Below are 512 nucleotides of genomic sequence, written 5' to 3'. Positions count from 1 at the left end.
TCGGAGATCCCCAGGCGCTCGTCCTCGACGAACCGGTCAATGGCCTCGATCCCGACGGCGTCGCGTGGATCCGTCGGCTTCTCAGCGACCTCGCTCGTGAGGGTCGGACGGTGTTCCTCTCGTCTCATCTCATGAGCGAGCTGTCGCTCATCGCCGACGACCTCGTCGTGATCGGACAGGGCCGTTTGCTCGCGGCGGGTTCGGTGGATGAGATCATCTCGTCGGTGTCGCCGAGGAGCGTGCACGTCGTGACGCCGCACGCATCGACGCTCGCGCACGCCCTCCGCGGTCCGGGTGTGACCGTCACGTCGACCGATCACGAGACCCTCGAGATCGAGGGATGCGAGGCGCGCGACGTCGGCGCGATCGCGGCTGCGGAAGGTGTCACGCTCTTCGAACTTGTCGCGCGCAGCCTCTCTCTCGAGGACGCCTTCATGGAGATCACCAGGAACGCGGTCGAGTACTCGACACCCGCGGAGACGGCTCGATGAGCACGACCACGACCGCGCAGA

At 66.6% G+C, this 512-nt stretch carries 1 protein-coding gene; it reads left to right on the top strand.

The annotated features are described in order from the left end of the window. Positions 1 to 491, top strand: a 491-nt coding sequence (locus AC4FQ5_RS20190; protein ID WP_491146539.1) for a DUF8746 domain-containing protein, incomplete at its 5' end; no start/stop codon positions are given. Positions 492 to 512 lie beyond the last annotated feature (21 nt).

This window comes from Chryseobacterium sp. DT-167, assembly GCF_058310155.1.
Note: the sequence above shows the minus strand (reverse complement) of the source record. Positions and strands in the feature narration are given on the sequence as shown.